Source organism: Phycisphaeraceae bacterium, assembly GCA_019636675.1.
Classification (GTDB): Bacteria; Planctomycetota; Phycisphaerae; order Phycisphaerales; family UBA1924; genus JAHBXC01.
Genome location: JAHBXC010000002.1, coordinates 614,648 through 641,358, shown reverse-complemented (window position 1 = coordinate 641,358; position 26,711 = coordinate 614,648). Strand labels below are relative to the sequence as shown.

At 69.3% G+C, this 26,711-nt stretch carries 24 protein-coding genes, 1 tRNA gene and 1 pseudogene; 15 read left to right on the top strand and 11 right to left on the bottom strand.

Annotated elements, in window-relative coordinates:
• Positions 1-11 precede the first annotated feature (11 nt).
• The gene (locus KF684_09370; protein MBX3353133.1) at positions 12-1,724 is read left to right on the top strand and encodes a HAMP domain-containing histidine kinase; all 1,713 of its coding nucleotides are present in this window, start codon (positions 12-14) and stop codon (positions 1,722-1,724) included.
• Here KF684_09370 and KF684_09365 read toward each other — a convergent pair.
• The gene (locus KF684_09365) at positions 1,716-2,144 is read right to left on the bottom strand and encodes a YraN family protein (GenBank protein MBX3353132.1); all 429 of its coding nucleotides are present in this window, start codon (positions 2,142-2,144) and stop codon (positions 1,716-1,718) included. The two genes, KF684_09370 and KF684_09365, sit on opposite strands and share 9 nt — an antisense overlap.
• Before the next feature lie 4 nt (positions 2,145-2,148).
• Entirely contained in the window at positions 2,149-3,543 is a 1,395-nt protein-coding gene (locus tag KF684_09360) for a peptidyl-prolyl cis-trans isomerase (GenBank protein MBX3353131.1), read from the bottom strand.
• A 135-nt stretch (positions 3,544-3,678) separates the two neighbouring features.
• Between KF684_09360 and KF684_09355 the strand changes: the two genes are divergently transcribed.
• The 4 genes from KF684_09355 to sdhB all read left to right on the top strand — a co-directional run bounded on the left by KF684_09355 (position 3,679) and on the right by sdhB (position 8,154).
• Positions 3,679-4,143 (top strand): DUF1844 domain-containing protein, encoded by a 465-nt coding sequence (locus tag KF684_09355; protein ID MBX3353130.1) that lies wholly within the window; start codon positions 3,679-3,681, stop codon positions 4,141-4,143.
• A 217-nt stretch (positions 4,144-4,360) separates the two neighbouring features.
• Positions 4,361-5,224 (top strand): hypothetical protein, encoded by an 864-nt coding sequence (locus tag KF684_09350; GenBank protein MBX3353129.1) that lies wholly within the window; start codon positions 4,361-4,363, stop codon positions 5,222-5,224.
• A gap of 52 nt (positions 5,225-5,276) precedes the next feature.
• The gene (sdhA, locus tag KF684_09345) at positions 5,277-7,235 is read left to right on the top strand and encodes a succinate dehydrogenase flavoprotein subunit (protein MBX3353128.1); all 1,959 of its coding nucleotides are present in this window, start codon (positions 5,277-5,279) and stop codon (positions 7,233-7,235) included.
• A gap of 130 nt (positions 7,236-7,365) precedes the next feature.
• The gene (sdhB, locus tag KF684_09340) at positions 7,366-8,154 is read left to right on the top strand and encodes a succinate dehydrogenase iron-sulfur subunit (protein ID MBX3353127.1); all 789 of its coding nucleotides are present in this window, start codon (positions 7,366-7,368) and stop codon (positions 8,152-8,154) included.
• Positions 8,155-8,157: 3 nt separating this feature from the next.
• On the opposite strand, the gene hemW is transcribed toward sdhB, so the two are convergent.
• A complete protein-coding gene (gene hemW / locus KF684_09335) occupies positions 8,158-9,546 on the bottom strand; it encodes a radical SAM family heme chaperone HemW (protein MBX3353126.1) in 1,389 nt (462 codons plus the stop codon).
• An 8-nt stretch (positions 9,547-9,554) separates the two neighbouring features.
• Between hemW and KF684_09330 the strand changes: the two genes are divergently transcribed.
• Complete coding sequence (locus tag KF684_09330) at positions 9,555-10,154, top strand: FHA domain-containing protein (GenBank protein MBX3353125.1); 600 nt, start codon at positions 9,555-9,557, stop codon at positions 10,152-10,154.
• Between the two features lie 10 nt (positions 10,155-10,164).
• On the opposite strand, the gene KF684_09325 is transcribed toward KF684_09330, so the two are convergent.
• A complete protein-coding gene (locus KF684_09325) occupies positions 10,165-10,368 on the bottom strand; it encodes a hypothetical protein (protein MBX3353124.1) in 204 nt (67 codons plus the stop codon).
• 17 nt (positions 10,369-10,385) lie between these two features.
• On the opposite strand from KF684_09325, the gene KF684_09320 reads away from it, so the two are divergent.
• Positions 10,386-11,840, top strand: a complete 1,455-nt coding sequence (locus KF684_09320) for an adenylosuccinate synthase (protein MBX3353123.1) — start codon at positions 10,386-10,388, stop codon at positions 11,838-11,840.
• On the opposite strand, the gene lipB is transcribed toward KF684_09320, so the two are convergent.
• Positions 11,800-12,549, bottom strand: a complete 750-nt coding sequence (lipB, locus tag KF684_09315) for a lipoyl(octanoyl) transferase LipB (GenBank protein MBX3353122.1) — start codon at positions 12,547-12,549, stop codon at positions 11,800-11,802. The two genes, KF684_09320 and lipB, sit on opposite strands and share 41 nt — an antisense overlap.
• Positions 12,550-12,591: 42 nt before the next feature.
• Between lipB and prmC the strand changes: the two genes are divergently transcribed.
• A complete protein-coding gene (prmC, locus tag KF684_09310) occupies positions 12,592-13,566 on the top strand; it encodes a peptide chain release factor N(5)-glutamine methyltransferase (protein MBX3353121.1) in 975 nt (324 codons plus the stop codon).
• On the opposite strand, the gene KF684_09305 is transcribed toward prmC, so the two are convergent.
• Positions 13,553-15,316, bottom strand: a complete 1,764-nt coding sequence (locus tag KF684_09305; protein MBX3353120.1) for a response regulator — start codon at positions 15,314-15,316, stop codon at positions 13,553-13,555. The two genes, prmC and KF684_09305, sit on opposite strands and share 14 nt — an antisense overlap.
• Positions 15,317-15,451: 135 nt before the next feature.
• Between KF684_09305 and KF684_09300 the strand changes: the two genes are divergently transcribed.
• Genes KF684_09300 through KF684_09285 form a run of 4 tightly spaced genes read left to right on the top strand, consistent with a single transcriptional unit; the run spans position 15,452 to position 20,664 of the window.
• A complete protein-coding gene (locus tag KF684_09300) occupies positions 15,452-16,417 on the top strand; it encodes an ABC transporter ATP-binding protein (GenBank protein ID MBX3353119.1) in 966 nt (321 codons plus the stop codon).
• Entirely contained in the window at positions 16,414-17,130 is a 717-nt protein-coding gene (locus KF684_09295) for an ABC transporter permease subunit (protein MBX3353118.1), read from the top strand. Before KF684_09300 ends, KF684_09295 begins: the two co-directional genes overlap by 4 nt.
• Entirely contained in the window at positions 17,127-19,268 is a 2,142-nt protein-coding gene (locus KF684_09290; GenBank protein ID MBX3353117.1) for a hypothetical protein, read from the top strand. Before KF684_09295 ends, KF684_09290 begins: the two co-directional genes overlap by 4 nt.
• Positions 19,269-19,305: 37 nt before the next feature.
• Entirely contained in the window at positions 19,306-20,664 is a 1,359-nt protein-coding gene (locus tag KF684_09285; GenBank protein MBX3353116.1) for a hypothetical protein, read from the top strand.
• Positions 20,665-20,668: 4 nt separating this feature from the next.
• On the opposite strand, the gene ribD is transcribed toward KF684_09285, so the two are convergent.
• The 5 genes and pseudogenes from ribD to KF684_09260 all read right to left on the bottom strand — a co-directional run bounded on the left by ribD (position 20,669) and on the right by KF684_09260 (position 24,566).
• The gene (ribD, locus tag KF684_09280; GenBank protein ID MBX3353115.1) at positions 20,669-21,793 is read right to left on the bottom strand and encodes a bifunctional diaminohydroxyphosphoribosylaminopyrimidine deaminase/5-amino-6-(5-phosphoribosylamino)uracil reductase RibD; all 1,125 of its coding nucleotides are present in this window, start codon (positions 21,791-21,793) and stop codon (positions 20,669-20,671) included.
• Positions 21,790-22,821, bottom strand: coding sequence for a hypothetical protein (locus KF684_09275; GenBank protein ID MBX3353114.1), 1,032 nt, complete (start codon positions 22,819-22,821; stop codon positions 21,790-21,792). The genes ribD and KF684_09275 overlap by 4 nt, the downstream gene beginning before the upstream one ends.
• Before the next feature lie 28 nt (positions 22,822-22,849).
• A complete protein-coding gene (locus KF684_09270) occupies positions 22,850-22,993 on the bottom strand; it encodes a hypothetical protein (protein MBX3353113.1) in 144 nt (47 codons plus the stop codon).
• 1,032 nt (positions 22,994-24,025) lie between these two features.
• Positions 24,026-24,172, bottom strand: a pseudogene (locus KF684_09265) (prepilin-type N-terminal cleavage/methylation domain-containing protein).
• Between the two features lie 308 nt (positions 24,173-24,480).
• Positions 24,481-24,566: transfer RNA gene (locus KF684_09260), tRNA-Leu, on the bottom strand.
• Between the two features lie 150 nt (positions 24,567-24,716).
• On the opposite strand from KF684_09260, the gene KF684_09255 reads away from it, so the two are divergent.
• Genes KF684_09255 through KF684_09245 form a run of 3 tightly spaced genes read left to right on the top strand, consistent with a single transcriptional unit; the run spans position 24,717 to position 26,480 of the window.
• On the top strand, positions 24,717-24,878 hold the full coding sequence (locus tag KF684_09255) for a hypothetical protein (protein ID MBX3353112.1): 162 nt from the start codon (positions 24,717-24,719) through the stop codon (positions 24,876-24,878).
• 7 nt (positions 24,879-24,885) lie between these two features.
• Positions 24,886-25,203 (top strand): hypothetical protein, encoded by a 318-nt coding sequence (locus KF684_09250; protein ID MBX3353111.1) that lies wholly within the window; start codon positions 24,886-24,888, stop codon positions 25,201-25,203.
• Positions 25,204-25,217: 14 nt separating this feature from the next.
• Complete coding sequence (locus KF684_09245) at positions 25,218-26,480, top strand: hypothetical protein (protein ID MBX3353110.1); 1,263 nt, start codon at positions 25,218-25,220, stop codon at positions 26,478-26,480.
• The last annotated feature ends 231 nt before the right edge of the window (positions 26,481-26,711 follow it).

Here is a 26,711-nt window from a genome sequence, read left to right as displayed (position 1 = left end):
CACACCCTCGCATGGATCGGCCCTCCAACACCATCCAGTCGATGCTCCGGGGCGTCAGCCTCGCGACGAAATGCCAGCTCCTGTTCGGGGCGGCGATCGTGCTCATCATCTCGTCGGCGCTCCTGGTGCCCTGGTTCCGCACGCTCAGCGTCGTGGACGCGAGCCAGCTCGAGACCTCTCGACAGATCTCACGCCTGTGGGAGCGCACCTCCGAGGGCGACGGGTCGGCGTTCGATCTCGCGTTCCCGACATCCCGGGCGCCGGCGCCTGCCGACGCGCCGCCCTCGCGCCCCGACGAGCCGGTCATCCGGCGGATCCCCGCCGCGGACCTGGACGCGGCGGCGGCGGACTCGGCCTTTCTGGCGGCGGCGGTTGAGCGTTTCCGCAGGACCCGGCGCGAGCCCATCAGCGAGCACCACGAGGCGATCTGGGACGGGGACCGCATCTACCGCTACGCGCGGGCGCAGCGCGAGCCGGACACCAGGGAGCTCGTCAGCGTGCTCCTCCTCGAACGCCGCTCGCCCCAGGCGCAGAGCCTGCTGCTCATCAACCGGATGTACCTCGTCGTCGCCGGCGTGCTCGCCGGCCTCTTCGCGTCGATGGTGTTCTACCTCATCACGACGAGGATCATCCTCAAGCCGGTGCGCACGCTGCGAGAGGTCGCGGACCTCGTGCGTCGGGGCGACCTGTCGGCGCGCTCGCAGATCACCACGGGCGACGAGTTCGAGGAGCTCGGCCAGACCTTCAACGAGATGCTGCAGGGCCTGACCGAGAGCACGGACCGCCTGCGCACGATCAACCGTTCTCTTGACCTTCGCGTCGACGAGCTCTCGCGCAGCAACATCGCGCTCTACGAATCGGCCAAGCTCAAGGGCGAGTTCCTCGCGAACGTGAGCCACGAGCTGCGCACGCCCCTCAACTCGATCATCGGGTTCGCCGAGCTGCTGCAGAGCATCGCCGAGTCGGACTCGAACCGGGGAACCAAGACCGACGAGGAGCTCGCGATGCTGGCGAAGCGGTCGAGGTACCTCGACAACATCGTCAACGCCGGGCGGTCGCTGCTGGAGATGATCAACGAGCTCCTCGAGATGGCGAAGATCGAAGCGGGTCGCATCGACGTGCGCGTGGAGCAGATGAACGTCGTCGAGACCTGCGACGGGCTGCTGGGGCTCATCCGCCCCCAGGCGGACCGCAAGCGGATCCGGCTCACGCTCGAATCCCCCCCGACCGAAGGCCAGGGCGCGCTGCCGGTGGTCACCACCGATCCGCGCAAGTTCCAGCAGGTCGTCTTCAACTTCCTCAGCAACGCCGTGAAGTTCACCCCCGAGGACGGGCGGATCACGCTCCGCGCCGAGCGCATCCGCGACGCCCACGGGATGCCGCGCATCCGCGTCAGCGTGCTCGACACGGGCCCGGGCATCCCCGAGGAGTTTCACGAGGCGATCTTCGAGAAGTTCAGGCAGCTCGACGCGGGCCACACCAAGCAGCACGGCGGCACCGGCCTGGGCCTGGCGATCGCGCGGGAACTCGCGCACATCCTTCAGGGCGAGATCCAGCTCGAGAGCGCTCCCGGGTCGGGGTCGATGTTCAGTCTGATCGTGCCGGTGGAGATCGATGTCTCGCAGGCGCAGGACGCGTCCCGGCGCGCGTCGACGCGCCTGTCGAGTCTGCAACCAGACGAGTCCGGCATCCTGCCCTCGATCCGAACGAACGGCTCACCCTGAGACGGCGTTGACGAAATGCCGGATCGTGGGTTCCCCGACCTCCGGGGCCTCGATCGCGACGACGTCGATGCGCAACGGGCGGTCGGTCCACCCACGAGCGCGCGAGATCTGTTTCGCGAGAAGGACGAGCTTCGCGCGTTTGCGTGCGTGGACGCTCGCCTCGGGCGGTGGAGAACCGCCCGGACGCACCGCGCCGACGCGCCGGGTCTTCACCTCGACGAACACAACCGTGCGACGATCAGGGGCCTCGACGATGAGGTCGATCTCGCCGGCGCTGGTGCGAACATTGGCGTCCAGCGCTTTGTACCCGGCATCGCGGAGGAAACGCTTCGCGAGGCGCTCGCCGCGAGGGCCGAGCGGGTCTCGCCCTCGCCGGCGCGCCTCGGGACGGGCCAGCAGCAGCCGGACCCACGCCAGCACGGCGTCAGCGCCCGCCCGGAGCCGGCGTGGGCGCCGGCTGCTGGAGGTATCGCTGGACGGCGATCTCCATCAGTCGCGAGAACATCTCGTCGAGGTCGGTCACGCTCGCGCGCCCGAAGAGGCGCACGTAGTACTCCCCCTCTTCCTCCTGCCAGCGCTGGAAGCGGAGCCGGTTGTGGATCTCGATCTGCGCGTCGTAGAGCGACCTGGTCGGGGGCTGCTCGATCGCTTCGAGGTGCAGCCACACAGTGGAGTTCGCCCATGCGAACGGCTCGCTGACCTGGCCCGGGGAGAGCCCGACCGCGACGCGGTTGAGCTCGTCGGGCGCGAAGATGCGGGTCGCCTCGTACCCGCCGCGCTCGACCGCGATAGTCCAGAGCCCGCCCTCGCTGGCGCGGAAGTCGCTGGAGGACGACGCGACCTCGGCGAAGGGCGTTCCGGACGCGAGGGCTTCGCGGACCGCGTCCACCCGCTCCGTGTTGGCCGCCGGCACCTGGATCATGCGCAGGCGCGCGATCGGAGCCGGGTTGTACTGGTCGTAGTTGCGCTCGTACTCGAGCTCGATCTCGCGCCAGGAGACATACAGGCGATCACCGACGGCGCGGGTGAGCTGCGCGCGGATGATCTCGGTGTCGCGCTGCTGCTGGATCTTCTGGTCGAGCGTCAGACCCTCGGCCTCTTCGAGGCGGCTGGAGGCGAGCGATTCGCTGCCGAGGTTCTCGGCCACGAGGCGCTGGCGCAGGTTGCCGACGAACGCCAGCAGCCCCTGTCGCTGCTCTCGAGTGAGCGACGCCTGGAACTCGGCGAGGAGCAACTCTTCACGCATGCGCTCTCGCAGCGCGTTCAGCACGATCTGCCTGGTCTGCTCGACCCACCGGGCGGGCGGGAGCCGGGCCGCCTCGGAGCGCAGTCGCGCGTCCATGGGTGCGAAGAACTCGCTGGCGTAGACCGGGCGCCCGTTGATCTGCCCGACCACGGAGTCGACGAACCCGCTCGGCTCGCCGCCGGCGCGCGCAGGCGCTGACGACGTCGGAGTGTCGGTGGCCCCAGGACCTGCGGGGCTTGCGTCCTCGGTGGCGCTGCGCCGGGGCGCCGGCTCGGTCCGCGCCGGCGTCGGGTCCGTCTGCATATCGGGCGAACCCACGAGAATCCGCACGTCGGCGATGGACTCCGGGGCCGCCGCACGCACGCCCTGCAGCTGCGACCCTTCGCGTTCCTGATCCGCTGGCGTGCCGGGCTGGCGCTCGGTGGGCGTGAGCCCGGCTCGCTTCAGGATGCGGTCCTCGTTAGCGCGCGAACGCTGGCCCGAGCACCCCCCGAGCGGGGCGAGCGTGATCGCGACGCCGCAGGCGAGTACGAGCATCAGGGCGGTCCGGCGTGGTTCTGGTCGTGGTCGCATCTGGGCTTCCGGGTGGGCTTTCGGCTTCGGGCCGTACTCTCCCGTCTACAGTACCTGACTTCCTGCGCCGGTTCACGCGAGCAGCGGACGCCTTTCCCCGCCGCGACCCGGCCCCAACCCAGCGAGCGAGCCACCATGTCCGACGGCGCCGAACAACCGAAACTGATCATCGACTCGGACTGGAAAGCCCAGGCGCAGGCCGAGAAAGAGCGTCTCGCCCAGCAGGAACAGGCCAAGGCCGCCCAGTCCGGAGGGGCCGACGCCGATGGGATGCCCCCTGCCGACTTCCGCACGCTGGTGGGGATGCTCGCGACGCAGGCGCTGATGTACATGGGCGCGATCCCCGACGAGCAGGGTCGCGCGATGGTCGCCCTCGATGTCGCCGCCCACACGATCGACCTGCTGGCCACGCTCGCCGAGAAGACCAAGGGCAACCTGACCAACGACGAGAACGAGGAGCTGACGGAGGTCCTGAGGGAGCTCCGTTCGCGGTTCGTGCAACTCACCGGCATGGTCGCCGAGGCGAGGAAGAAGCAGGCCGCCGGGGGGATGCCCCAGAGCGGCCCCGACTCGGTGTTCACCTTCCCCACCTCGACCTGAGCGGGGATTGCGGCAGCAAGCGATGCGGATGTCCGAGCGATCCCCGGCGATCCGGCGTGATCGTTGCTGTCAGACCGCACGCGTTGCCGATTGACAGGACGACACTTAGACTTGCGACGATCGATACACACGCCGGCGGTCGCGGACGGAACGCACCGCTCGGCGCATCTCACTGGGCCCAGGCGACCCGTCGCCGGGCGGTGAAGGAGTCATCCGCGTGTCGGATTCGAACACCGCGCCTGCCAAACGGCTGAGCTTCCTGGAGCGCCACCACTTCCTGATGCGCCGCCTGCACTCCCTCACCGGGATCGTGCCCATCGGCGTCTTCCTCATCGCGCACCTCACGACGAACTCCTCGATCCTCTGGGCGCGCGCGCTGCCCCGCGGCGCCGACAAGTACGGCGACGCCGGCGTCGCCACCTTCCAGCACGAGGTTGAGTTCATCAACAACCTGCCCTTCCTGATCCTGATCGAGATCACGCTGTGGCTGGCGATCGGCTTCCACTCCGCGCTCGGCTTCGTGTACGCCTTCCAGGGCAAACCCAACACCGGCGCGTACAAGTACCAGGGCAACTGGCGGTACACGCTGCAGCGCGTGTCGGGCTATCTCGGCATCCTCTTCATCTTCTACCACATCGCCACGCTGCGCTGGGGCTGGACCTTCCTCGTGCCCGGGGGCACGAAGTGGAGCCACCACTACTCGGCGTCCACGCTCGCGTCTGCGCTTCGCGGCGGCGAGGACTTCACCGCGATGGGCCTCGCGGTGTCGCTCTTCTATTTCCTGGGCGTCACCATGCTCGTCTTCCACTTCGCCAACGGTCTGTGGACCGCCGCGATCACCTGGGGCATCACGATCACCACCGCGGCGCAGCGACGCTGGGGCTATGTCTGCGCCGCCCTGGGCGCCGGGCTGATGCTCGCCGGCTGGTCAGCGGTGATCGGCTTCGCGATGCTCAGCCCGGCCGAGGCACGCCGGGTCGAAGAGGCGATGCGCCTCGAGCGCGCCGTCGAGATCGAAGAGGCGCTGACCCAATCGACCCCCGAGTCCGAAGTATCCACCAGCGCGATCCCGGCGAAGTAATCCGCAGAGCGCCCGCGGCGTTCGCCGCGACGCTCCCGACAGGAGAGTCACGATGGTCAGTTCAGCAGGCGGCGCCAAGCAGCGCGTGATCGTGGTCGGAGGCGGACTCGCGGGCCTTGCCGCGACGGTGCGCATCGCGGAGGCCGGCGTCCCGGTCGACCTGTTCTCGGTCGTGCCTGTCAAGCGGTCGCACTCGGTCTGTGCGCAGGGCGGCATCAACGCCTGCAACGAGATCGCGCGCCAGCAGGGCTACAGCGAGTACGAGCACTTCGACGAGTCGATCTACGGCGGCGACTTCCTCGCGCACCAGGCGCCGGTCTACGAGATGGCGCACTGGGCCCCGCGCATCATCGACCTGCTCGATCGCATGGGCGTGCCCTTCAACCGCACGCACGAGGGGCAGCGCGACCTGCGCCTCTTCGGCGGTTCGCTCTACAAGCGCACGCACTTCGCAGGCGCGACGACCGGCCAGCAACTCATCTACGCGCTCGACGAGCAGGTCCGCCGCTGGGAGGTCGAGGGCCTCGTCAGCAAGTACGAGCACTGGGAGTTCCTCTGGCCGATCCTCGCGGACGATGGGTCGTGCGTGGGGATCGTGGCGCAGGACCTCCGCACGATGCAGGTCCGTTCGTTCCGCGCAGACGCCGTCGTCATGGCGACGGGCGGGCCCGGGCTCGTGTGGGGCAAGTCGACCAACTCGGTCATGTGCACCGGCGGCGCCGCGGCGCGCTGCTTCCAGGCCGGCGCGTGGTACGGCAACCCCGAGTTCATCCAGGTCCACCCGACGGCGATCCCGGGGGCCGACAAGTTGCGCCTGATGTCGGAATCCGCGCGCGGCGAGGGCGGGCGCGTCTGGGTGCCGGCGAAGAAAGACGCGACCGGCGCGTGGAAGCCCCACCCCGACAGCGGGCGCGACCCGCGCCAGCTCCCCGACAGCGAGCGCTGGTACTTCCTCGAGGAGAAGTACCCCAAGTACGGCAACATCGTCCCTCGCGACATCGCGACGCGCGAGATCTTCCAGATCTGCGTCGACGGCTTCGGCGTGGGAGGCGACAACCAGGTCTACCTCGACCTCACGCACCTGGGGCGCGAGTACCTCGAGCGCAAACTCGGGGGCATCATCGAGATCTACCGCAAGTTCGTCGGCGAGGACCCCGCCGAGATGCCCATGCGCATCTTCCCGGGCGTGCACTACTCGATGGGCGGGCTCTACACCACCTTCACGCCCAAGGACGACAACAAGGGCATGGTGTTCGGCGCCCCCAACTCGATGATGACCAACGTGCCCGGGCTCTACGCCTTCGGCGAGGTCAACTACCAGTACCACGGCGGCAACCGCCTGGGCGCCAACGCGCTGCTCTCGTGCATCTTCGACGGGCTGTTCTGCGGCATGGGCGTCGTGAACTACGTGCGCGATGTCAACCGCCCCCCTGCGGGCCAGCGCCCCCAGACGCTGTACGACGCCGCCGTCGCGCAGGAAGAGGCGAAGATCAAGCGCCTCGTCGATTCGACGGGCGACGAGAACCCGTACCTTCTCCACCGCGAACTCGGCGCCGAGATGACCGAAGCGTCAACAGTCGTCAAGAGCGACGCCCGCCTGCGCAAGGCGATCGAGCGCGTCGACGCGCTGCGCGACCGCTTCAAGCGCATCACGCTCGCCGATTCGGGCATGTGGACGAACCAGTCGCTCTCGTTCGCGCGGGCGCTCAACGACATGTTCTTCCTCGCCGAGGCCAACCTGCGCGGCGGGCTGGCGCGCGAGGAGTCCCGCGGCTCGCACTACCGCACCGATTTCACCGAGCGCAACGACGATCGGTTCCTCAAAACCACCGTCGCGAAGTTCGAGAACGGGCGCGTCTCCATCGATTTCGAGGACCTCCCCACGCCCCTGGTGAAGCCCAGAAAGCGCACCTACGGCAAGGTCGAGGGCGACGCGCCGAAGAAGCCCGCGGCGTCGAGCGACCCGGCCAAGGCGCGCGAGCCCGCCGGCGCCGGCTCCACGCCGGCCTGATTCCCCTCGCGGCCCGAACGGGCGCGGATCGGTTCTGACAGCATCTCTTTTCGCCGCGACGCGCGGCAGGACGACGATGAGCACCACGACGAACGCTCCTTCGCAGAACCAGGGACAGCAGCGCGGCGGCATGCGCACCGTGAAGGTGCGGTTCCGCATCGAGCGCTGCGAGGGGCCCGGCAAACCGTCGTTCTGGGAGACCTTCGAGGTCAACGCCGAGCCGACGGCCAACGTGCTCTCGTGCCTCCAGCAGATCGCCGCCAACCCCACCACGGTCGAGGGCAAGAAGTCCAAGCCCGTCGTGTGGGACTCGGGCTGCCTCGAGCAGGTCTGCGGCGCCTGCACCATGCGCGTCAACGGCAAGGTGCGCCAGTCGTGCACGGCGCTCGTCGGCCAGTACGTCACGCGCGACGGCGAAGAGATCTCCCTCCAGCCGATGAGCAAGTTCCCGGTCGTGCGCGACCTGCTCGTCGATCGCGAGCGCATGTTCCACAACCAGAAGCGCATCAAGGGCTGGGTCCCCATCGACGGCACCTACCACCTCGGCTCGGGACCCAAAGAGACCCCCGAGCAGCAGGAGGTGCGCTACAAGCTCTCCGAGTGCATGTCCTGCGGCTGCTGCCTCGACGCCTGCCCCCAATTCGAGAAGGTCGAGGACAAGAGCGAGTGGGACACCTCGTTCATCGGGGCGCACTCCATCAGCCTCACCCGGCTCTTCAACAGCCACCCCACCGGCTCGGTCCTCGCGAACGATCGCCTCGAGGTCATGTCCGGCGCGGGCGGCGTGTCGGAGTGCGGCAACGCGCAGAACTGCGTGAAGGTCTGCCCGAAGGAGATCCCGCTCACCGAGTCCATCGCCGCGATCGGGCGCGCCGTCACGGTGTATCGCGTGAAGAAGTTCTTCGCCGGGAAGAAGTGACGCTCATCGCGCGGCGCGCAGGAGCGGCGCCATGAGGCGCGACGCGATCCCGTCGGCGAAGAGGAACCCGCGATCCGAGAGAACCAACCGACCGGCCTGCTCGCGCAGCAGGCCGGTTGTCGTTTCGTGCGCGATCGAGTCGCGCAGCGCGTCGAGGGATTCCGGCGCGGCCGCGCGCACGTCCCGGCGCAGCGATTCCGCGTCGATCCCTTCGGCGAGGCGCAGCCCGGTCATGATCCGCTCGGCGAGCGCGCGGCGCGGGTCGGGTGGCTCCAGATCGACGACCGGGGGCAGCGCGTTGTTCGCGTGCACGCCCTCCATCCAGTCGGTGAGCCGGGGCAGGTTCTTCCACCTCCACCCACCGGCGACCGGGTCGCGCAGGCGCAGGTGCGCCGACGCGGACGGACCCGCGGCGAGCCAGGATTCCTGGCGCCAGTACGCCATGTTGTGCGCGCACTCGCGCCCCGGGCGCGCGAAGTTGCTGACCTCGTATCGCTCAAGCCCAGCGCCGCGCAGCGTCGAGACCGTGGTCTCGAACATATCGGCCTCGAGGTCCTCGTCGGCAGGCGTGAAGCGCCCGAGGGCGAGCCGTCTGGTCATCGCGGTGTTTGGTTCGTAGGTGAGGGCGTAGCACGAGAGGTGCTCGACGCCGATGTTCTGGGGCAGCGAGAGCGCGATGTCGAGGTCGCGCTTCCAGTCGTCGAGGGTCTGGCCCGGGATCGCGTAGATCAGATCGATCGATCTTCGCTGGATCCCCGCGTCGGCGGCGAGGCGCAGGGCCCTCGGGACGCTCGCCGGGTCGTGCCAGCGTTCGAGGGTTTTGAGGTGGCGCGGGTCGAAGGACTGGGCCCCCATCGAAACCCGGGTGACGCCCCCGGCCTTCAGGACGCCAGCCAGGGCCTCGGTGACGGTCTCGGGGTTGCACTCGACCGTGAACTCGTCCAGCCGCTCCAGATCGAACAGGCGGGCCAGAGACGCCAGCAGGCGGGTCCAGAGGTCGGTGTGCAGGAGGGAAGGGGTGCCCCCCCCCACGAAAATGGTCCTGAGGGGGCCGGCGTGCCGGGCGAGCGAGGCCAACTCGATCTCGAGGGCGTCGAGGAACGCACCCTGCCTGTCCTGCGTATCGACGAAGGAGTAGAAGTCGCAGTAGTGACACTTGTGGAAGCAGAACGGGACATGGAGATAGAGCGACCTCGCCGGCTCGTGGTCGGAGGAGAGGGCGTCGCTCGCGTCGGCGTTGGACGCCGAACGGTTCCGCCCTCGGTCTTGCTCGTACTGGGGCAGTTCTATACTGTCCTCTCGCCGGTTCGGGGCGTGGTCAGCGTGGAGTCCCGCCCGTCTGCACGGACAGGCCGGACAGTCTTGAGGAACGCCGCTCGTTACGGAAGGGATCCATCCGCGTGAATGTGACGCTCGTGGCGTTCAAGCCAGACGGTACACGGGTTGATTTCCGAGTCAAAGGCGGGAAGTGCGTCGTGGGACGCGACACCGCCGCTGACCTGAGGATCCCCGTGGGCATCGTGTCCCGACACCACTGCGAGTTCCGGGTCGAGGACGACGAGGTCGTGCTGCGCGACCTGGGCTCGAGCAACGGGACCTTCCTGAACGGGAAGCGCGTGACGGAAGCGACGCTGGGCGCAGGGGATCTGGTCAGGGTGGGCCCGACGACCTTCACCGTGGTTGTGGACGGTATCCCCGACGTGGTGACCCCTCCGGAGGAGGGCGACGGCGTCGGCCCTGACGGCTCGTCGATGATGGACCAGCCGGTGCGCGCGAGCGCCCCGGCGGCGGCCGCCGTCGGCGCAGCCAAGCCCAAGGCCCCGGCCCCCCCGGTGCGCTCGGGCGACGACGACGAGGACGAGGATGACAGCGACCGCTCCGGCTCGGGCGGTTTCGACGACCCGCTCTCGAAGATGATCGAGCGTCAGGACGACGACGACGATTTCGACTTCGACTTCTTCACGAGCGACGACGACGAAGACGAGGACGACCTTCGCTGAAACGCTCCCCTCAGGCCGCGTCGGCCTGCTCGGGAGGCGGCGCGTTGGGCGCGTTCTTCGCGTTGAGCGCCGCTTCGTCCTGCTTCGTGGGCACGCGCAGCGTGGCTCCGCACGACCGGCAGCGAACGGTCCGTCCCCGTGCCGTCACGGGGACAGCGAGAACCTTGCGGCAGGTCAGCTTCGGACACATGATGCGGATAACATCGCTCGGCATAAGGGCATCGTCTCCGCGTGGATAGACGCAGCATCGGCGAATGCGCCACCCGTCTTGACCCGCGAGCCCCGAGCGCGCGTACGAAACTCACCAAAAAACTCCCTGCGCAGGGCCTCTCCACCGTGCCGAACCCCAATCCATCGCGTCACGCGTCATGCACCGCGGTTATCGGCCTCCAGTGGGGCGACGAGGGCAAGGGCAAGGTCGTCGACATCCTCGCGCGCTCCCACGACGCGGTTGTCCGGTATAACGGCGGCGCGAACGCCGGTCACTCCGTCGTCGTCAAGGGGGAGCGCTACGCCCTGCACCTCATGCCCTCGGGCATCCTCTTCCCGGGCAAGCCGGCTGTCATCGGCAACGGCGTCGTCGTCTGCCCCGAGACGCTCCTCAAGGAGATCGACGGCCTGCGCGCGCGCGGCGTCGACACCTCGGGCCTGGTCGTCTCCGATCGCGCCCATGTCGTCCTCCCCTATCACAAAGCCGAGGACGCCCTGCGCGAGCAGATGCTCAGCCGCGGATCGATGAGCGACGCGGGCGGCGCCGGGGGCGACCTCTCGATCGGCACGACCAAGCGCGGCATCGGGCCGGCCTATGCCGAGAAGGTGCAGCGCGCCACAGCGATCCGCGTCGGCGACCTGCTGCGCCCCGACGCGCTGCGATCCAAGCTCGACCTCGCTTGCGCGCTCAAGGCACGCACTCTCGGCGCGCTCACGAACGACGCCGCGCTCGCCGTCGCGTGGGACGCAGACGCGCAGTTCAGATCGTGCGTCGCGTGGGGCGAGCGGCTCCGCCCCCACATCGCCGACACCGTCTACATGCTGCACGACATGGAACGCGCCGGGAAGACGATCCTCTTCGAGGGCGCCAACGCCACCCTGCTCGACGTGGACCACGGCACCTACCCCTATGTCACCAGCTCGAGCACCTGCGCGCTGGGCATCGGCGCCGGCACGGGCATCCCCCCCCAGAAAATCGGGCGCATCCTGGGCGTCATGAAGGCCTACTCCACGCGCGTCGGCGCAGGCCCCTTCCCCACCGAACTCAAGGACGACACCGGCGCGCGCATCCGCGAGCGCGGACGCGAGTACGGCACCACCACCGGTCGCCCCCGTCGCTGCGGCTGGCTCGACCTCGTCGCCGTCCGCTACAGCGCGATGATCAACGGCGCGACCGGGCTGGCGCTGATGCTCTTCGATGTGCTCAGCGGGTTCGACGAGCTCAAGGTCTGCACGAAGTACCGCGTGCGTGGAGAGATCACCGACCGATTCCCGCCCGACGCGCACGACCTCTCCGTCGCGCAGCCGGTCTATGAGACGCTGCCCGGGTTCGGCGAAGAGATCGCGTCGTGCACCGATCGCGCCGCCCTGCCGGCGAACGCCGCCCGCTACGTGGCGTTCGTCGAGGAGCAAATCGGCCTCCCGGTCGATGTGCTCAGCGTCGGTCCGGACCGGGCGCAGACGATGATCTCGTGAGCCGAGGCGAGAGCACCGCATCCAGCTCTCGGATCAACGCGTCCTTCGTCTCGTCCATCGTCGGGCTCCGATCGCCCAGCTCGCGCCGCAGCGAGGTCACCGGTCTGCCCGCCAGGCCGCAGGGCACGATGTGATCGAAGTGCGCCAGGTTCGTCGTGACATTCAGCGCGAGCCCGTGCATCGAGACCCACCGCTTCACGCGCACGCCCATCGCGCAGATCTTCCGTTCGGCGGCGCCCGTGTCGTCGGCGGCCCAGACGCCCGTCGCGTGCTGGTCGCGCACGGCGCTCACGCCGAACGATTCGCACAGCGCGATCACCGCGTCCTCGAGGGCGCGCATGTATTCGTGGAGGCGCAGCCCGAGCAGGTTGAGGTCGAGGATCGGGTACGCCACGAGCTGCCCGGGCCCGTGGTAGGTGATGTCGCCACCCCGGTCGGTGGGCTGGATCTCGATGCCGGCCCGCGCGAGCAGCTCGGTCGACGCGAGCAGGTGCTCCGCCGCCGCGGGCCTGCGGCTGATCGTGATGACCGGTGGGTCGTGCTCGACGAGCAGGAGAAAGCCGGCGGAGCGTCGGCTGTCGCCCTCCGCCTCGCGGGACGCGAGCACGCGCTCGAGGTGGGCGATCTGCGCGTCGTAGGCGGGCGCGTAGCCCATCCGTCGCAGATCCACAACCTCAAACGCGCTCGGCGCGGCGGACGCCCTCGTCATCCAGAATGCTAGCCGCCACGGGCGTCACTACACTCGCGTCGGATGACCACGCCCCCCCCAGCGAGCGCCGACGCCCCTGCCCCCCCCGGGAACACCGACGCGCAGGCCTGGACGACGCGCCGCCTGCTCGACTGGATGACCGGCGCCTTCCGGGACAAGGGGCTGGACTCTCCCCGCCTGCTGGCCGAGCTTCTGCTGTGCCATGTCTTCGCGTGCGACCGCCTCGCGCTCTACACGCACGCCGATCGCCCGGCGTCGCAGGCGGAGCGCGTCGCCCTGCGCACGCTCGTCGGTCGTGCGCTCAAGCACGAGCCGGTCCAGTACCTCGTGGGCGAGGCGTGGTTCTTCTCGCTGCCCTTCCACGTCGACCGGCGCGTCCTCGTGCCTCGCCCGGCGACCGAGACGATCGTGGAGCACGCCCTTCAGCGCGTGCGCCAGGACTGCGCGAGTCTGGGCTGCGGCCCCGACGGCGCCGGTCTGGTCTTCGCGGATGTGTGCACCGGCAGCGGGTGCATCGCGATCGCGCTGCTGAAGAACCTCCCCGGCGCACGGGGGATCGCGAGCGACCTCTCAGACGACGCGCTCGCGGTCGCCGCGATGAACGCCCAGCGACACGGGGTCCTCGATCGACTCACCCTCGCGCAGGGCGACCTGCTCGCGCCGATCGAGGCCGCGCACCGCGGGATCGCCCCCGATGGCTTCGCGTTCGTGCTGAGCAACCCTCCCTACATCCCCGACCACGAGTGGGAAGCGGTCGAACCCAACGTCAAGCTGTTCGAGCCCGAATCGGCGCTGCGCGGCGGGGCGGACGGGCTCGACCTGGCGCGCCCGCTGTTCGCCCGGGCCGGCGCGCTGCTGCGCCCGGGGGGAGAGCTGCTCGTCGAGGTCGCCGCGTCGCACGCGAGCGACGCGAGGGCGCTGGCCGAACGCGCCGGCTTCGAGCGGGCCCGGGTGCTGAAGGATTTCGAGGGGTTCGAGCGCGTGATCGTCGGCGCGAGGCCGGTCACGGCGCGCTGAAGGCCTTGTGGACCTCGGCGATCAGTTGATCGATCTGGAACGGCTTGAAGAGCACGCACTGCAGGCCCTCCTGCGACGCACGAACGATGGAGTGGTGCGGGTCGTAGCCGAACCCGGTCATCAGGATCACCGGTGGAGGGTTCGGGATGCGCTGGGCCGCGGCGAAGATCTCGTAGCCGTTGTGGTCGGGCATTCGGATGTCGGAGACGATCAGATCGACGGGCGAGACCGCGAGCGGCTCGCCCTCCGGGGTGCGCAGGATCTTCAGTGCTTCCTTCCCGTTCTCGCACTCGCGCACGACTGCGCCGCGATGGAGCAGGACGCTCCGCGCCAGGTCGCGGATGACCGGGTCGTCGTCGGCGAGGAGGATGGTGCGCCCCGCGATGAGCGGGTCGTGGTCCTTGCGCTCGAGCTCGCGGTCGATCCCGAGGATCGTGCTCGCGCCGCTGGCCGCCTGTTTGACGCGAGAGCGGATCGCCTCGATGTCCTTGGTGATGCGCGCGACATGCACCGCGATCTTGGGGTCGGCGACCGCCGCCTGCTCGCGCAGCCAGTCGACCTCGATCATCAGGTCGTTGAGCGGCTCGGAGATCGATCCCTCCACGCGCTCCGACACCGTGGCGCTCGTCGCGATGCGCTCGGCGACCATCAGGTTGAGCATGTTGAGCGCGAGGGCGACGTACCGCGCGAAGTTCTCGGCGAAGTGCCGGTCGTCCTCGCTGAAGGCGCCGATCCGGTTGGATTCGATGTTGAAGACGCCGATGACCTTGTCGTTCAGCAGAAGCGGGAGCGTCAGCGAGCTGCCGGGCGTGTCCATGCCCTTGATATAGCGGGGGTCCTTGGCGACATCGTGGCAGATGTACGACCGGCCGGTCGCGCCGACATACCCGGAGATTCCGTTGTTCTCGGGCATCGCGTACAGGTCGATCGTCTGCACCTCGGGCGAGAGGCCCGTGCTCATCACCAACTCGAGTCGCTTCGTGTCGGGCTCGACGAGCCAGATCGCGAAGTGGTCGAACTGGAGCAGCTCGTGCGCGAGCGTGACGATGCGCTGCCGCAGCAGGTTCAGGCGCTCGGCGACGTGCATCTTTCGGACCGTGTCGGGCTCGATGCGCACCAGCTCCTCGGCGGCACGCTCGATCGTCTGGGTCTTCTGCGACGCCCGGCGGGCGGCGGTGATGTCGAACACGACCGCCGCGACGCGGCGCAGGACCGCCCGGCCCTGCAGCGCCAGCTCGGCGTCGAGCACCGCGGAGATGATGACCTCGAACACACGCGAGGACTCGTCGGAGGTGACGACGATCTTGCGCGTCGGGATCGGGCGGGTGCGGTCATACTCGACCATCTCGGCGAACATCGCGCCGTACCGGGATGCGGCCTCGCGGCAGGCGACGATGATCTTCTCGCGTGTGGGCTGGTCGAAGAGGTCGAAGCGCCCGGTGCACCAGACGAGCGACCCCTCGGTGTCGCACAGGCACGCGCCCTCGCCCAGCGAGTCGAGCACGGCGCGCGCGCCGATGGTCAGCCCGGTCAGGTCGGACGCGCGGATCGACGCAGGCACGAGCGCGAGATCGAAATCCGCGGCACGGAACTCGTTGAGCGGCAGGACCGAAACATCGAACTGCCCGCGCAGACACAGCAGCGCCTGCTCGCCGGGCTCGGCTGTGTCGAGCACGAAGAGGCGAGGGCGGTCGATCCCCGGACGAACGGGCCGGCCGTTCTCGCTGGGGTGTTCCGACTGTCGGTTCATGTCGTCGGGCAAGGCGGTCTCCGGGCCGCGGAGTGTACGCAGGAAGAGGAAACCTGCATCGGTCCTACGCGTAGGACCGATGAGACCGGACCCCTTGACATCGGACGCACCACCAGCGGTACTGTGCCCCTTCTCATGATCGAAGCGGACGGGCTTTGGAAAGTCTTTGGCGCCTTCGCCGCCGTGCGAGGGGTGTCGTTCTCCGTGCCCAGGGGGCAGGTCGTGGGGTTCCTGGGCCCGAACGGGGCCGGGAAGACGACCACGATCCGCGTGCTGACGGGGTTCTTCGCCCCCTCGGCCGGCTCGGCGCGCGTCGACGGGTTCGACTGCGTGGACGAGAGCCACAAGGTCCGGCGACGGATCGGGTACCTGCCCGAGTCGGCCCCGCTCTATCGCGAGATGCGCGTCGAGGAGTTTCTCGACTACCGGGGTCGCCTGTTCGCGATGGCGCGCCCGGCCCGGCGTGCAGCGATCGGCCGGGTCGTCGATCGCTGCTGGCTGCGCGAGGTCCGACGCAAACGGATCGGGCAGCTCAGCAAGGGATACCGGCAGCGCGTCGGGCTGGCGTCGGCGCTCCTGCACGACCCGCCCGTGCTGATCCTCGACGAGCCCACCAGCGGGCTCGACCCCACGCAGATCATCGAGACGCGCCGCCTCCTGCGCGACCTCGCCGGAGATCGCACGCTCCTGCTCAGCTCGCACATCCTGCCGGAAGTCGAGCGGACCTGCGATCGGATCATCGTCATCGCCCGGGGCAAGGTCCGCGCCGACGGGTCGCCCGACGAGCTGACCCGGAGCGTCGCCCGCGCCGCGTCGATCAGCGTCGAGGCCAAGCCGCGCGACGGACACTCGGTCGAGGCGCTCATCGAAGCCGCGCGCGCCACCGGGGGCGTCGGCATGGCGGTCGGCGAGACGCTGCCCGATGGGTGGGCGCGCCTGCGCGTCGAGCCCGCGCCGGGCGCCGGCGACCTTCGCGAACGACTCGCCGCGGAGCTGCATCGCGCCGGCGCCGCCCTGCGTGAGCTGCACGCCGAGCACGCGTCGCTCGAGGACGTCTTCGCTCGCGCGATCGCCCAGGCCGACGAGGAGGCCCTGTCATGAGGGGCGTGCTCGCCATCGCGTCGCGCGAGTTCGCCGGGTTCTTCCGCCAGCCGATGGGCTGGGTCGTGATCGCGCTCTACCTCGCCCTCAGCGGCGCGGTCTTCGCGCTGGGCAGTCTCCAGCCGGGCTCGCCCGCGACGCTGCGCGGGTTCTTCGCCGTCTCGACCTGGCTGCTGCTCTTCGTCGCCCCGGCCGCGTCGATGCGCCTGCTCGCCGACGAGCAGCGCGTCGGCACGCTCGAGCCACTGATGACCTCGCCGGTCTCGGACTGGGCCATCGTCGTCGGGAAGTACCTCGGCGCCGCCGGGTTCCTGCTCGCGATGCTCGCGCCCACGCTCGTCTATGTCGGAGTGCTCGAAGTCTTCGCCGACCCCGACTACGGCCCCATCGGAGCCGGATACCTCGGTCTCGTCCTCGTCGGCGCGCTCTATCTCAGCGTCGGGCTGCTGTTCTCCACGCTCACCGACAGCCAGATCGTCGCGTTCCTCGCGTCGCTGTTCTTCTTCCTTCTCCTGCGCATCGCCACGCTCCAGGGGGCCGCGTACCTGGGCGACCCGTGGGCGCAGTATCTCTACCCGCTGTCCATCGACATGCGCATGGGGGATTTCGCCAAGGGCGTCATCGACACCTCGCACGTCGTCTTCTTCCTCGTCGCGAGCGCCTGGTTCCTCGTCCTCTCCGGCGCGATGCTCACGCTGAGGAGGTGGCGATGACGAACACGCCCTCCCCAGGCAACACCACCGAACGCGACGCCTTCCGCGCGGCGTCTCGCGGCGCGTCGGCCCGGCGCGTCCGCTACGCCCTGCTCACGCTCGCGCTCATCGCGGTCACCACGGTGTTCTGCGCCGCGGCCCAGTTCCTCGCCGAGACACGGCGCGTGCGACTCGATGTCACCGCGACGCGCGAGCACTCCCTCTCGCCGCGCACCCTCGCGATGCTCGCGTCCCTCGACACGCCGCACGAGCTCATCGTCGTCGCCGGCGGCGATCGGCTCGACCAGGCCTCGGCGCGCCGGCTCGTCGATCTTCTCGACACGCTCGGGCGCGCCTCGCCCAACCTGTCGGCCGCGTGGCTCGACCCCTCCTCGCCCGTCGGGCGCGCCTCCTTCGAAACGCTGCCCACGCGCCTGCTCGCGCTTCGCGAGGCCGAGGTCGCGCAAGCGCGCGAGGACATCCGGCGCGCCGCCGACGCCGCCCGCGATATCGCCGGGCGACTGCAGGCGATGGGCTCGCGCCTGGGCGCGTGGAGCGCCGCGCTGCCGGGCGAGTCGCCCGAACTGCTCGGCGCGCTCGACGAGCTGGCAGCCGTCCCGCGCGTGCACGAACGCGAACTCACGCAGGTCGCCGACTCGTTCCCCGTTGCAGGCGTGGTGCGCGTCGCCGGCGTCGAACTGCCGGACATCCCGGCCGCGCAGGGCTCGTTGGGCGTGGTGCTGAAGCGCGCCGCCGACGCGCTCGAGACCATCGCGCGCGCCGCCTCGCAGCTCGCGCCGCGCGAGCAGTTCGGCGCGATCGCCCCCGACGCCCGCGCCGTGCAGCGCGAGGCCGAGCTGGCGCGCGACGAGGCCCTGCGCGCCCACGACGCGATCATGCGCGCCCCGCGCGTCAAACTCCTCGACACGCTGAAACTCCTGCAGAGCCAGGACGTCGCGGTCATCCTCTCCAAAGACGAGGTCGTCGCGATCCGCATCGAGAGCGTGCTCGCCGAGCGTCCCGACGCCCCGGGCGGCGCGGGGCGCATCCGCTTCGCCGCCGAGGACGCGATCTCGTCGGCCCTCGCCGCCGCCGGAGGCGCCTCGGCGCCGGTCCTCGTGCTCGTTCATAGCCAGCAGGTCCGCATCCTCGAGCCCCTCGGCCCGACGCAGACCGACGCAGCCGGCGCGATGCGCCAGCTGCTCGATCGCGTCTCGGCCCGGGGCATGCTCGTGCGCGAGTGGGCGACCGGCGTCGACCAGGCGCGCCCCTCGCTCGCCGACGCGCGCGCCGCAGGGCGCCCGGTCGTCTGGATCGTCCTGCCCGGTCGTTCCGATGTCGCCGAGGCGGCCGGGCGCATGGGCATGCTCGCGCGCGCCGTCGAATCGCTCGTGAGCGAGGGCGAGAACATCCTGCTCAGCGCGACGCCCTCGCTCCTGCCGCGCGTGGGCGAGCCCGACCCGCTCGTCGCGCCGTTCGCGCCGCTGGGGCTTCGCGTGGAGTCGGGCAGGCCGCTCGTCGAGACAATGTCGACTCCCTCGGGGCCCCGCTCGGGCTCCGCCTTCCGACTCCTGCGCGCCGAGCGCGACCACCCCATCGGCGCCGCCCTCGACGGGCTCGCGACGGTCCTGCTCTGGCCCTCGTCGATGCTCATCGAGCCGGTGGACGGGGGCGAAACCGTGTTCACCCCCCTGCTCCTCGTCGATCGCAGCGACCGGATCTGGGGCGAGTCGCAGTGGCCCACGCTTGCGCGAGGGGGCGCCGCGACGGCGGAGTTCGACCCGCGCGTCGACCTCGGGGGCGGGCCATGGATCGTCGCCGCCGCCGGTGAGCGCTTCCTCGAAAGCACGACCGCCCCTCAGCGCGTCGTCGTCGTGGGCAGCAACGGCTGGTTCCTCGACGCCCTCGCCCAGCAGACGCAGGAGGTTGACGGGCGCGTCGTCGAGACCAACCCGGGCAACCTCGAACTCTTCGACGCGAGCGTCCTCTGGCTCGCGGGCCAGGACGACCTGATCGCGCCCGGCTCGTCGCGCGACGCCGGCCCGCGCGTGCGCCCGATCCCCCCCGGCTCGCTGCGCCTGCTCTGGTGGCTCTGCATCCTCGGCCCCGCGACGATGACGCTTCTCCTGGGCGCGCTCCTCCGAATCCTCCGAGGGTGAACGGGCGCGCCGCGCCCGAACGCGATACATTGTGGGCATGCTGACGCGAGCGCTGATCATCGCCGGCCTCCTCGCCGCGGCCCTCGTGGCGCTCGCGCTCGCGCTGGTCAGCGGCGCCCGACCGTCCACCGAGGCCGACGCGACCGGACAGCCCCTCGTCCCGCGGCAGGTCTGGGAAGCCACCTCGCTCGACATCACCCCGCCGCTGGGGCGCTCGCCGGCCCTGTCGCTCCGGCGCACCCCCGACGGGGCGTGGGTCTTCAGCGACGACGGGTGGCCGGCCAACGAGCCCGCGGTCCGCGCCACGCTCCGCCTGCTCAGCGAGGTCCGCATCGAGGGGCGAGGCGCGTCGGTGCGCGACGGCACGCGCGTCGCGATCCGCTTCGGGGACCACGAATCGGTCCTCACGCTCGAGCGCGGCGAGGCGGCCTTCGGGGGGCGCGCCCTCCTCGCCAACGAGCGCGGCGGGTACGGGTCGGCCTCCGTCGAACTGGCCCAGGCGCTCGGCGACATCCGCCCCGACGCGTGGCGCAGCCCCGTCGCCATGCCCCGGGTCGAGGTCGAAGCGTCGCGCATCACACTCGCCTACGCGGACGATGAGGCGATCTCGCTCGCGCGCACCGCCGGGCGTTGGCGCGTTCGTGAACCGCTGCGCAGCCGCGCCGACGAGCGGCGCATCGGCGCGCTGCTGGGTGCGATGATCGACCTTCGCGTGCAGCGCTTCGCGTCGCCCGAAGACGTCGCCGCCGCGAGGGCGCAGCCGGCGCACTCCACCGCGCTGCGCGCCGTCGTCGTCGAGACCGACCGGCGCACGCTCCGTGCAGACGACGGGGGCGTCGCGACCACCACCGACGCGACGGCGCTGCGCGTCATCGGCACGCTCGACGATTCGGGCGAGAGCGTCCTGTGCGAAGTCGACGGCGTGCCCGTGCTCGTGCGCGGCGCGTCGCTCGATCGGCTCGTCGTCGCGCTCGCCGAGCTGCTCGCGCAGTCGTCGACCGGCGCGTCGCCGGCCGACATCGGCATGATCGCCCTGCGCGACGAGCGAGGGCGCGAGGGCGCCTTCCGGCGCGAAGTCATGTCCTGGGTCGCGCTGGGCAGCGAAGCGGAGCGCCAGCTCAACCCGGCCGACGACCCGGGCGCCATCGACCTGGTGCTGCAGTTCCTCGCCAACGCGCAGCCGTCGAGCGTCTCGCTCGCGCAGTCAGACGCGCCGCCGAACGAAGCCAGCGTGCGACTCTACGGGCTCGCCGACGACGACCGCGCCGCGCTGGGCCTGCGCTGGGAGCCGTCGGAGCGAGGCCGCGTCCTCGTGGTCCGCGAGGAGCGCGTCGAGCGCCGCTACGCCGAGAGCCAGACGCCGCGCCTGCTGCGCGCGTGGCTCGACGCCGAGTGATCCATCACCGGAATCGCAGCGTGAGCAGCGCGTCGTCGCCGATGCGCCGGACGCCCGTTGTTTCGACGCGGCGCGCGTCGGCGAGGCGGTCGAGCGGTCGGAGGTCAAACGCCGGGATCGCGGCCCTGTCCCCCAGGAGCACGGGCGAGACGAACACGCGCGCCTCGTCGATCAGGTCGGCGCGCAGCATCGACGAGAGCAGCCCCGGCCCGGCCTCGAGGAGCACATTCGTCGCCCCGCGCTCGCGCGCGAGCCATTCCATCGCCTCGCGCAGGTCGAGACGCGCCGGGTCGTGACGATCGGGGCCGATGGGCACGACGACCACGCCGCGATCACGCAGCGCGTCGGCGCGATCGGCGGCGTCGGGCTCGCAGAACAGCACGACGGGCGTCTCGTACGCGGTGCGCACGATCGTCGCGCCGGGCGGGGTGCGCAGCGACGGGTCGACCACGGCGCGCAGCGCGACGCGTCGCGCCGGGCGTGGCGCACGCGCCGTCAGCATCGGGTCGTCCGCGACGACCGTGCCCACGCCGGTGAGCACCGCGTCGACGCGCCCGCGCCAGCGATGCACCATCGCGCGCGATCGCTCGCCCGAGATCCACTTCGAATCGCCGGTCCGCGTCGCGACGCGCCCGTCCAGCGTCTGCGCCCACTTCGCGATCACCCAGGGGCGCCCCTCTTCGACGCGCAGGCAGAAGGGGTCGGACAGGCGCGTCGCGTGCTCACTGGCGTCCGTGAAACGCACCGCGATCCCTGCGCGACGGAGCGCCTCGGCCCCGCCCTTCGCGCTGGGGTGCGGGTCGCGGCGCGCGATCACGACCTCGCCCACGCGCGCCTCGATCAGCGCGTCGACGCAGGGGGGCGTCTTGCCTTGGTGGGCGCAGGGCTCGAGCGTCACATACACCGTCGCGCCGGCGACGGGCTCGCCCTGCTGGGCCGCGTTGCGCAGCGCGTCGATCTCCGCGTGCGGGCCCCCGAACTCGCGATGATGGCCGCAGGCGATGACCAGCCCGGGGTCGTCGGGCGACGCGATGACGCACCCCACGAGCGGGTTGGGCTCGACGCGCCCCTGCGCGCGCCGGCCCGCGCGCGCCGCGAGGTCCAGCATCTCGCGGTCCAGGTCGCTCATCGGCGCCTCACGATCGCGTCGAGCTCCGGGCGCGACAGCAGCGACGACGCCTCGCGGATCCAGCGCTTCGCGTCCACCCCGTACCCCTGCGTCGGCTTCACCTCGGGGAACCGCGCGCCCATCTCGGCGTTGAAACGCAGCATCGACAGGTCTCTCGCGTACTTGGCGGCCATGCTCGCCAGCGCCACGGGGAACCGGCGCGAATCGGCGCCAACCTCGACGATCACGCGCAGCTCGCGCCGCCCGTCGCGCAGCACATACGCGCACTGCGCGGGCGTCCGCCGCTTGACGCTCATCGTCGCCCCTGCGTCCACGCTCGCCAGCAGGTCGGCGTAATCCGTCCTGCCCCCCTGCCGGTCGAGGAACGCGTACCCGATCGCCGGGTCGTCGCCCTCTCGCGCCTCGGTCGCCAGCGAGCCCCACAGCGAGCGCAGCGCCGCGTGCGCGTCGCGCAGCGTGATCGCGGCCTTCGATCCCAGCCGCTCGCACGCGTCGTTGAACTCGCGCGCCGGCAGCGCGTGCACCGCGAGCGATTCGAGCGTCACGCCGGCCCGCGCCATCGCCCCCGACAGCGCCGACGCGCGCAGACGCACCAGCGACGCGTCGTGGTTCAGGGGGAGCGGGCGAGGGCTCGCGACCGCCTCGCGCTCCAGCGCCGCGCAGCGCAGCGCCCCGAACAGCGACGCGTCGTCGGCGACGCACCCCCCGTCGCGGCACGCGAGGAACGACAGCAGCGAGAGCTCGATGTCCGCGAGAGCGGCGGCGTGGGGGTCGGCGCCGGCGCGCGTCGCGCGCTTGAGGGCCTTCGAGTCGTTCACGCAGACGCGAGGCGTCCGCGCCGTCGACTCCTTCGGCTCGCGGCAGACAGCGCCCGAGAGCAGGCGCCACAGGTCGGGCGGGCGCGTCGCGTCGTCCATCGGCGCGCGCAACACCGCCGCGCCGACGCACAGCGGGCCCAGAAACGGGCCGTACCCGGCCTCGTCGAGGCCGAGCAACAGCGCGGTGCGCAGACGCGGCGGTGTGTTCACGGTGCGGTTCGGCGAGCGCGGGAGCGGATCACTCCTGCGCGGGCGCGCCCTGCAGGCCCTCGAGCTGGGCCCCGGTCGGGGCGCTGCCGCCGCGACCGAGGTACCAGACGATAATGCCGACAGCGGCGACGAGGAGGACGACCGCGACGATGACTTTGACTTTGTCGTTCATGATCAGTTCTGTCTCGCAAGGTTCACAGCGAGGGGAAAAACAACACGCCGCGGGACGAGTCCCGCGGCGTGGAGTGTAGCGAGGATTCAGGCGGTTTGCCTGATGCGCTTCAGCAGGAACTCAGGGGAGATCGCGCCCGCCGAGACCGCCGAAGGTGAAGCGGAAGTACTGGTTGCGGCGCGAGTAGGGAGCGCCGAACGCGGGCCCGAGCTGGGCGGGCATGTCGCGCACGGGACCGGCGTCCTCGGTGAACGCGCTGCCGGCCTGATCGGGCTGGAAGACCTGGCTCTCGCGCCAGGGCAGGACGCTCTTGGCGCTGCCGTCGAACTGCGCGACGCTGGTGGCGGTGCCGTCCTTGAAGGTGGAGCCGCGGTTGTTCCAGAACGACGCGCCGCGGTCGTGCGTCGCGTAGTGCTGGTAGAAGGCGACCTTGTTCGAGGGGAACGCGACGCTGGTGGCGCGATGGAAGACGCGGGCTTCCTGGACGTTCACCTGCGCGCCGCCGCCGCCGGCCTGATCGCCGAAGGGGCCGTTACGCGAGAACAGGCGCGTCTCGAAGAGCGCGGGCAGGACATACCAGTAGGTCGAAGCGACCAGGTAGGTCTCGGAATTGCGCCCGTCCGGGGGAGTGTTGCGGTAGGTGTTCCACGAGTTCTTGCGGCTACGGTCCGTCGGAGAGAGAAACGGCTCCTGCAGCATGGCGTCGCCGCGGGCCTCGACCATGTAGTTGCCGAAGGCGACGAACCAGAAGCCCTCGACGCCAATGGCTTTCGAGTCGGCCGCAGTATTGTACGTCTGGTAGTTAAGGCCGGCGGGGGTCTGGCGCTCCTGGGGGCGGAAGCGGAAGCCGTTCAGCCCGCCGTCGAGCGAGTTGGCCATGACCAACGCCGGGCGCCCACGCTCGCCGGTGGTCGGGCCCTGGGTGGCGCCGTTGCCTTCGGGGGCGCTGGGCAGGCGGTCCTGGTTGTCGGACGAGAAGGACGCGGCGCCCTGGCCGTTCGAGCGGATAGTCGCGACGCAGGACACGATGCCGGCCTGACGGCGCGCCTCACCGAGGGTGGGCAGCAGGATGCCGATGAGCAGCGCGATGATGCTCACCACGACGAGCAGCTCGATGAGCGTGAAGCCCGCTCGGCGCTCGGTTCGGCCCGCGAGGGGGGCCTTGGACAGACGGTTCATTCGGTTGTCTCCTTCGGGCATAACTGGGGGCGCGGACCGCCGCGCAAAATCAGGGGGTCGGAGCGTACACAAACTCAACCCCCGCGTAAAGACATGTTCACAATTGTCCGCTACGCGAGGGTCCCCGGTTCTGTTGCAGCCACAAGCCGATTTTGCGGACCCATCCCGATCGGATTTTGTTCGGAATCCCCCTCTCCCCCCCTGCTCCCCACTCCCCACTCCCTACTCCCTTCCCCCTACTCCCTTCCCCCCAAAAACGACGCGGCCCGGCGTGATGGCCGGGCCGGGGCGGAGACCTGGATCTCGAATGCGGCTGAGAGGAGTCGAACCTCCACGGGGTTTTACCCCCACTAGGACCTGAACCTAGCGCGTCTGCCAATTCCGCCACAGCCGCGGCGTGAGGCCGCAAGGATAGTCGGGCCGCGAACGATGTCTACCCGGATTTCCCAGATGGGAACTTGCTTTCCGGTATCATGGCGTGGCGTTTGACCGCGGGCATACAAGCTTTGTCTACACGCTGGAACACTGAAGTCCTGAGGATCCAATGGGTGAGGGCAAACTGGACGCCCTGCGGGGCGTTTTTGAGGGCCGCGTGAAGCTGGAGTTTCACGGTTCCAAGGTGACCAGCGACGCGGGGCTCCTGGCCTACCGCGAACTCGATGATGCGCTGGGCTTGATTACGACGGCGGTGAGGGGTCTTGCATGATTGGCGGATGGGCAAGAACACGAGGCACTCAATGATCGCGCTGCTGAGGCAATCCGAGTACAGCCGCCTGGCGGAGTACGAGGACGCCAACGATGCCGAGCAGCTGTCGGTCGATCCGGCCATGCGGCAGGTCGTGGACGGAGAGTCGAATGGGAAATCCCGCTTAAAGGCACAGCGATCCCCGCAAAGAATCAAGCCGAGAGTATGTATTGACAAGCAACTCGACGAGTGCTATGCTACGCATATTCTGGCGACACTTTGGTTCCTCGCACTTGCGCCACGACCATGTTCAATACTTGTTTGTATTGAAGCAATCGCATTTTAAGAAGGAATTCACCAATGCTTAGAATTCGCATCGCCTTGCTTGCCGTCTCGACTTTGGGGATTTTCACCGCCCCCCCTCTGGCAAGCGCCGGAAGTCCCGGAAGTTGCAGCTCTTCTTCCTCATCAAATTCATCGTTTCTGATCACGCATTATTTTTCTGACCCTTCGTCGATCACGTCTTGGGTCGGTGTTGTCACGGCAAACGAAACTTCCTTTGTCTTGTGTGATTCGGTCCCGCTCACGTTCTTTGGGCCCGATACGGATTTTACTTCTTCGTCTACAGACCCCATCATCCAGGCAATTGGCAACGTCGATGGCCTTGCCCAGTCTCTCGCGCGTTTCCGGCCATCTGTTTCAAGCACCAACCTTCTCACTTCGGCCAGCTCCACTAATGTCGCAGCGGGGTGCTTCGTCCCGCCTGCGTCCTGCGCCAATAGGATTGAGTTCTACTCCGGAGTCGTCTCTGCTTCACTCGAATATACTTTCGGCGCGTCCACCACAAGCATCGCGACCGTGAAGTATGACCCGTATTCGACGGCAGCTTTCACTGGTACAGCTGATTTTCGCGAGTTCTTTACCGCAATCGCCATCACACTCTCGCCCAGTTCGATCGACGTACGCGGCCTGAAGCTGGCGATCGTCGGCGGGAATCAGATCTTCGACACGATCGGATTTACGCCATCCGTTGGTTCATCTGACTACACTGTCTCCACCTCCATCTCGCCGGGCGTCGTCACGACCAACATCTCACTCTTTTATTTCGACAGCCTGCGCAATGACTTGGATGGCGACAACCGGGTTACGGAATCTGACCTGGCGATCTTTGAAGCCGCGATCGTCGCGCAGACATGGGCCTTTGATGAAAATTTTGATTTCAACGGCGACGGCGTGAATGATGCGGCTGATGTGGCGCTGCTCGCAGCTGCTCTTGGTGCTGGCATCAAGTCTGCAGACTTCGCTGATGTCAACAACAATGGGTGGATCGATGCTTGTGACAAAGTCGCCTTCTACAACGCCTTCGGAAGCGCGTACGGTGACACGGACTATGACATCGCCTTCGACTGGAATCTCGACGGGGTGATTGATGTCATCGACGAAGCGGAGTTCCTTTCACTCTTTGTGGAAGGTGACACCAATGGCGACGGCGTCGTGAACTTTGCGGACCTCAATACCGTTCTGTCGCAGCTCGGTCAGAGTGGGATCGGACTTAGTGGCGATCTGAACTGCGACGGAACAGTGAATTTCACTGATCTGAACATCGTCAACTCTAATTTGTAAACACCCGATCATCACAGCAGCTAACCAGCCCCTATCTGGGGCTTTTTTAGTCGCTTTGGAGCGTATATGCGCAGGTTGTGCGTCACAGTGCATGTGCCAATAGCATCCGGACAGCGTGTCGCAGACCACCATAGCTGTGATCGAACCTTTCCGCGTGCTTAGTAGCATCCCCCGCAGTCGTGCCACGCCTCCCAATAGCGATCAGTTCCCAGCGGGGCCCGGGAGTCGCCA

Coding starts and splice junctions, on each gene's coding strand:
- KF684_09370 (MBX3353133.1), top strand. CDS start 12: ATGGATCGGCCCTCCAACACCATCCAGTCGATGCTCCGGGGCGTCAGC.
- KF684_09360 (MBX3353131.1), bottom strand. CDS start 3,543: ATGCGACCACGACCAGAACCACGCCGGACCGCCCTGATGCTCGTACTC.
- KF684_09355 (MBX3353130.1), top strand. CDS start 3,679: ATGTCCGACGGCGCCGAACAACCGAAACTGATCATCGACTCGGACTGG.
- sdhA (MBX3353128.1), top strand. CDS start 5,277: ATGGTCAGTTCAGCAGGCGGCGCCAAGCAGCGCGTGATCGTGGTCGGA.
- sdhB (MBX3353127.1), top strand. CDS start 7,366: ATGCGCACCGTGAAGGTGCGGTTCCGCATCGAGCGCTGCGAGGGGCCC.
- KF684_09325 (MBX3353124.1), bottom strand. CDS start 10,368: ATGCCGAGCGATGTTATCCGCATCATGTGTCCGAAGCTGACCTGCCGC.
- lipB (MBX3353122.1), bottom strand. CDS start 12,549: ATGACGAGGGCGTCCGCCGCGCCGAGCGCGTTTGAGGTTGTGGATCTG.
- prmC (MBX3353121.1), top strand. CDS start 12,592: ATGACCACGCCCCCCCCAGCGAGCGCCGACGCCCCTGCCCCCCCCGGG.
- KF684_09305 (MBX3353120.1), bottom strand. CDS start 15,316: ATGAACCGACAGTCGGAACACCCCAGCGAGAACGGCCGGCCCGTTCGT.
- KF684_09300 (MBX3353119.1), top strand. CDS start 15,452: ATGATCGAAGCGGACGGGCTTTGGAAAGTCTTTGGCGCCTTCGCCGCC.
- KF684_09295 (MBX3353118.1), top strand. CDS start 16,414: ATGAGGGGCGTGCTCGCCATCGCGTCGCGCGAGTTCGCCGGGTTCTTC.
- KF684_09290 (MBX3353117.1), top strand. CDS start 17,127: ATGACGAACACGCCCTCCCCAGGCAACACCACCGAACGCGACGCCTTC.
- KF684_09285 (MBX3353116.1), top strand. CDS start 19,306: ATGCTGACGCGAGCGCTGATCATCGCCGGCCTCCTCGCCGCGGCCCTC.
- ribD (MBX3353115.1), bottom strand. CDS start 21,793: ATGAGCGACCTGGACCGCGAGATGCTGGACCTCGCGGCGCGCGCGGGC.
- KF684_09270 (MBX3353113.1), bottom strand. CDS start 22,993: ATGAACGACAAAGTCAAAGTCATCGTCGCGGTCGTCCTCCTCGTCGCC.
- KF684_09255 (MBX3353112.1), top strand. CDS start 24,717: ATGGGTGAGGGCAAACTGGACGCCCTGCGGGGCGTTTTTGAGGGCCGC.
- KF684_09250 (MBX3353111.1), top strand. CDS start 24,886: ATGGGCAAGAACACGAGGCACTCAATGATCGCGCTGCTGAGGCAATCC.
- KF684_09245 (MBX3353110.1), top strand. CDS start 25,218: ATGCTTAGAATTCGCATCGCCTTGCTTGCCGTCTCGACTTTGGGGATT.